At 68.8% G+C, this 4,394-nt stretch carries 6 protein-coding genes; 3 read left to right on the top strand and 3 right to left on the bottom strand.

Translation table 11 applies throughout. The features are described from left to right. Together VKN16_09350 and VKN16_09345 are read left to right on the top strand one after the other, a co-directional pair. On the top strand, window positions 1-586 hold a 586-nt coding region (locus tag VKN16_09350; GenBank protein HME94406.1), incomplete at its 5' end, for a zinc-binding dehydrogenase. Beyond that, window positions 586-1,041: a hypothetical protein gene (locus tag VKN16_09345; protein ID HME94405.1), complete on the top strand. Its 456-nt coding sequence runs from the start codon at window positions 586-588 to the stop codon at window positions 1,039-1,041. The genes VKN16_09350 and VKN16_09345, both read left to right, overlap by 1 nt. Before the next feature lie 10 nt (window positions 1,042-1,051). Here VKN16_09345 and VKN16_09340 read toward each other — a convergent pair whose 3' ends face one another. From VKN16_09340 to VKN16_09330, 3 genes are all read right to left on the bottom strand, one after another. Beyond that, complete coding sequence (locus VKN16_09340; GenBank protein ID HME94404.1) at window positions 1,052-1,882, bottom strand: PEP-CTERM sorting domain-containing protein; 831 nt, start codon at window positions 1,880-1,882, stop codon at window positions 1,052-1,054. 206 nt (window positions 1,883-2,088) lie between these two features. Beyond that, the gene (locus VKN16_09335; GenBank protein ID HME94403.1) at window positions 2,089-2,904 is read right to left on the bottom strand and encodes a methyltransferase domain-containing protein; all 816 of its coding nucleotides are present in this window, start codon (window positions 2,902-2,904) and stop codon (window positions 2,089-2,091) included. A 26-nt stretch (window positions 2,905-2,930) separates the two neighbouring features. Beyond that, on the bottom strand, window positions 2,931-3,257 hold the full coding sequence (locus VKN16_09330; protein HME94402.1) for a hypothetical protein: 327 nt from the start codon (window positions 3,255-3,257) through the stop codon (window positions 2,931-2,933). A gap of 37 nt (window positions 3,258-3,294) precedes the next feature. Here VKN16_09330 and VKN16_09325 point away from each other — a divergent pair, with 37 nt between their 5' ends. Next, window positions 3,295-4,251 carry a LysR family transcriptional regulator gene (locus tag VKN16_09325; GenBank protein ID HME94401.1) on the top strand — a complete coding sequence of 319 codons (957 nt, stop codon included), beginning with the start codon at window positions 3,295-3,297 and terminating at the stop codon, window positions 4,249-4,251. Window positions 4,252-4,394: the final 143 nt, after the last annotated feature.

Here is a 4,394-nt window from a genome sequence, read left to right as displayed (position 1 = left end):
CGGGGTCGGCGCGGTGATCAACACCGCGGCGGTGCCCGCGGGCGCGAGCATGGCGGTCTTCGGCGTGGGCGGCGTCGGCCTCAACGTGGTCCAGGGCGGGGCGATGGTCGCCGCGCACCCGATCATCGCGGTCGATCTGCTGCCCACCAAGCTCGAGCACGCGCGCGCGGTGGGAGCCACTCACGTGATCGACGCCTCTCGCCAGGATCCGGCCGCGGCGATCCGAGCCATCACCGGACGCGGGGCCGACTTCACCTTCGTGGCGGTGGGTGCGACGCGCCCGATCACCCAGGCGATCGAGGCGCTCGCGCCCGGCGGCACCTGCGTGCTGATCGGCGTGCCCGGGACCGGCGCTACCGTGCCCCTGGACGCGCGTCCCGTGGTCACGGCCGAGCGGGTGATTCGCGGATCGAGCTACGGCGGCGCGCGCACCCGCGAGGACCTGCCGCGCCTGGTCGGCCTCTACCAGGCCGGCAAGCTACGCATCGACGAGATGATCACGCACCGCTACGCGCTGGATGACGCCAACGAGGCGTTCCGCGCGCTGGCCGCCGGCGAATTGGGCCGCGGCGTCATTGTGTTCTGATGGCGACGCGCGAGGTCGTCTTCGCGTTACGGTTCACCGGCCGCGGAGGGCCGGTGCCCGGATCGGCCACGAAGCGACAAGCCCGCACGGTGGCGCCGAGTCAGGTGTGGCGCACCATCATCGCGCCTACCGGGATGAGCGGCACCTTGGAGACTCTGCCGGGGGAGTCCGCGGTTCTCGAGTCGCGGGTAGAGCGCTCGCCCGACGGCTTTTTCGTCGAGGACGGCACCATCACCTACGGACGCGCGGGCTCCATCTCCTTCGATACGGTCGGCCGCGGCTACGTGGGCCCGGCTCCGAACGGAGAGGGCAGCCACGGGGTCGTCATGTGGCGCATCACGCACGGCGACGGCGGCCTGGCGGGGGCGCAGGGTTTGATCGTCTCGAACTTCACGGTGAGTCCCGACGGGCTGGTGACGGACGATCACGTCGCCCGGCTGTATCTGCCCGCCTGAGAAACCGAGCCTACTCGACGCGTTCCGGTCTCCGCCTCCGCCACGCCGCCAACCCGGCCGCGGTCAACGAGCTGCCAAGAAGGAGGAGGGTGGCGGGCTCGGGTACCGGAGTTGGCACGGGCGCGCCGGACTCGGTGAAGAAGCTCTGTCCGTTTGCGCTGAACAGGCCGTGGCCGCCAAAGTCGACGGGATTGGTCGCGGCGCCGGTCGCGGTGTCGACCGTGTAGACGTTGGTGCCCGCGACCGCGTAGAGGACGCCGTTGTCACCGGTCGCCAATCCGAAGACATTGCTAACACCGAACGACCCGACGGCCGCCGAGGCCGCGAGATTCGCCAAATTGATATGGAACAGCTGACTCGAAGTAGTGGCCAGGAACAGCTCGCCCCCATTGAAGGCCAGGTCGCCACCGGACGCGGCGGATATATTCCCGAGGCTGGTGCCCGCTCCCGTCGCCGGGTTGATGGTGAAGAGAGACGTCGAGCTGAACCCGGCCGCGTACAGCGTTCCGTCAGCGGCGAACACCAGGGCGTTGCCACCCGGCACGGAATGATTCCCGATGAAGGTCGCGGCCGCGGTGGTGGGATTGATGGAATAGAACCCGGTGAACGAGATGCCGAACAGTTGACCCGCCGGGTTGAAGGCGATGTCGGTCATGGTCGCGTTGCCCATGTTGCCGATCACGCTGACTGTGCCCGTAGCGACATCTACTTTGCCCAGGTTGTTGGCGCTGTCATCCACGTGCATGACTGGCGCCGCAGGGGCGATGCCGGTATGCAGGCTTACTAGTGCGAGAGCAATCACGAGGATTCTGAGCATCCCTGCCCCTTTCGTCATGACCATCGGTTCTCCTTCGGCGAGGCAGTGAAAAAACGTCGTCCCGTTCGGCACGGGCCATGCCATGAGAAGGAATCAATAAAAACAGCATCTTACTGATTGCCATACTGAAAACATGTGCAAAAACAATGCATCGTGTTTCCGGTAGGGGAAATCCCTTGACGTCCGCCGATCCACTCCGACCCCCACGGCGGTACGTGGGCCCCGGTCCGCTATCTGCCCGCCTCAACCTTCCGGCCCACCATGCTCGCGTAGGCCATGTAGCCGAAGAAGGCGTTGGCGTCGGCACGGCGCTTGGCCTCCGCCTTCAGCGCCGTGGCGAGCGGCGGGCCGATCCGTCCCCGACCGACCAGGACGTCGGTGCCGCGATCGACCCACGTGAGCGTGAGCCCGGGCTTCGTCGTCTCCAGCAGACCGTAGCTCCGGAGCGGTGACACCGCGAAGCCGGCGGCCGAGGCCAGGCCGCTCATGCGGCGCACCATCCACCGATCCTGCACGAATCCGTCGACGAAGGCCTGGACGCAGACTTCCAGCGGGTCGAGATCACCGGTCGCGAGGGTGGCGGTCGAGAAGTCGCCATCACAGACGCCAAGCCAGCCGCCCGGACGAAGCGCCCGGTGCGCCTCGGCCAGCAGCACCTCGGGGCCCTGCACGTGGGTCAGCACGGTGTGCATGATGACGACGTCGACACTGGCGTCCTTCACGCCGAGGGACCGTCCGTCCCCCACCTCGAAGACCAGGTTCGGCAGACCAGGGCTGAGCGCGCGCGCCCGGTCGACGAGATATGGCGAGGGGTCGACGCCCAGGACGTCTCCCACCTTGGGCCACCGGGCCAGCACTCGGGCGATCGCGCCCGTGCCACACCCCACCTCCAGGACCTGGGCGCGCTCGGGAAACTCGATGTCTCGCAGGTACGTGCGCTGCATCTCCTGCTGCTGGGGCATCGACGCGCGCAGCTCCAGCACGTGGGCGATCATCTCCAGCATCGGCAGAGGCGCTCGCTCGATGTTCTCGAACACGTCCGGCATGACTCACCTCCCGATAGGCGATTCGCTCACGGCTGATAGCGCTGAAGATGGTGAGCGATCACGCGGCGCCCGATGCTCTCGCCCAGGGCGAGGCCGTTCTCGCAGGCGCTGCGGAAATGGATGCCCCCGAGGATCCGCGATTCCGCGTTCTCGCGCGCGGCCCGAGAGAAGCTCGTGAACGAGCGGGTGATGCCCACGAAGGGTGCGTCGCTGGTCATGGTGAAACCGACCAGGTCGGTGCGCCGGTAGAAGGTGTTCTCCTCGCGCCCACCGTACAAGCCGATCACCGCCCACATGCCGTGCTCGTTCACGCCCGAAACGTAGAGGCCCGCCTTCCGATGAGTCCAATGCATTTCTCGTCGTACAATCGATGCGCCAGGCGCATCGATAATGGATCTGCGACAGCTCCGCGCGTTCGTGGCGATCGTCGACACCGGCGGATTTGCCCGGGCCGCCGCGCGAGTGCACCTCAGCCAGCCCGCCCTGTCACGCCAGATCCACGCTCTGGAGGCCGATCTGGGGATCCCGCTCTTCGACCGGATCGGCCGGCGCGTCCAGCTGACCCCGGAGGGCGAGGATCTGCTCCGCCGCAGCCGACGCCTCCTCACCGAGGCGGAGTCGCTCGGCGAGCGCGCGCACGCGCTCCGGGGCGGGCGAGCCGGCGTGCTCCGAGTGGGCGCCACGCCGCAGGCGATCGAGACGGTGCTCGCGGGCTTCCTCCCCCGCTATCGCCGGCGGCACCCGGCCGTAGACGTGCACCTCGTGGAGGACGGGGGCGCCCGCCTCCCCGACCGCCTCGAGCGCGGCGACATGAACCTCGCCATGATCCCGGCCGGCGATGCGCGCTTCCACTGCCGCGAGCTGGCCCCGCTCTACGTCCTGGCCGTGCTGCCCGCAGCCCATCGGCTGGGCCGCCGCGCGAAGCTGGAGATCGGCGAGCTCAGCGACGAGCGCCTGCTACTGACTCGGCGGGAGTTCGGATCCCGCCAGTGGTTCGACGCCGCCTGCCAGGTCGCGCACGTCCGTCCGCACGTCCTGCTCGAGAGCGGGGCGCCGGACACCCTGGTCGCCCTGGCCCGGGCCGGCTACGGCACCGCGATCGTGCCGTCCAACACGCGCATCCCGCGCGCCGGCCTCCGGGCAGTGCCCCTCGTCCACCGGGGAATCACGATCGGGGTGTGGGCCACCATCGCGTGGGATCCGCGGCGCTTCCACGCGCCACACGCGGCGCGCTTCGTCGAGGAGCTGGTCGCCTACTCCCGTCACTCGTTTCCCGGACGAAGCCTGTCCCGGCGGACGCTGCCTCCACCTCGACCGCGACGTCTCGCGCCCGAGATCAGCCCTTGACCGAGCCGGCGGTGAGGCCCTGCACCATGTATTTCTGGAAGATCAGCACGAGGAGCACCGCGGGCAGCGCGCCCAGGAAGCCGGAGGCCGCGATCACCGAGTAGTCCACGTTCACCTGGCCGTTCATCGCCGCGATCACCGGC

This window comes from Candidatus Methylomirabilota bacterium (assembly GCA_035315345.1).
In the GTDB taxonomy this organism is placed as follows: Bacteria; Methylomirabilota; Methylomirabilia; order Rokubacteriales; family CSP1-6; genus CAMLFJ01.
The sequence above is the reverse complement of the archived record's forward strand: the minus strand, read 5'-3'. Positions and strand labels throughout refer to the sequence as shown.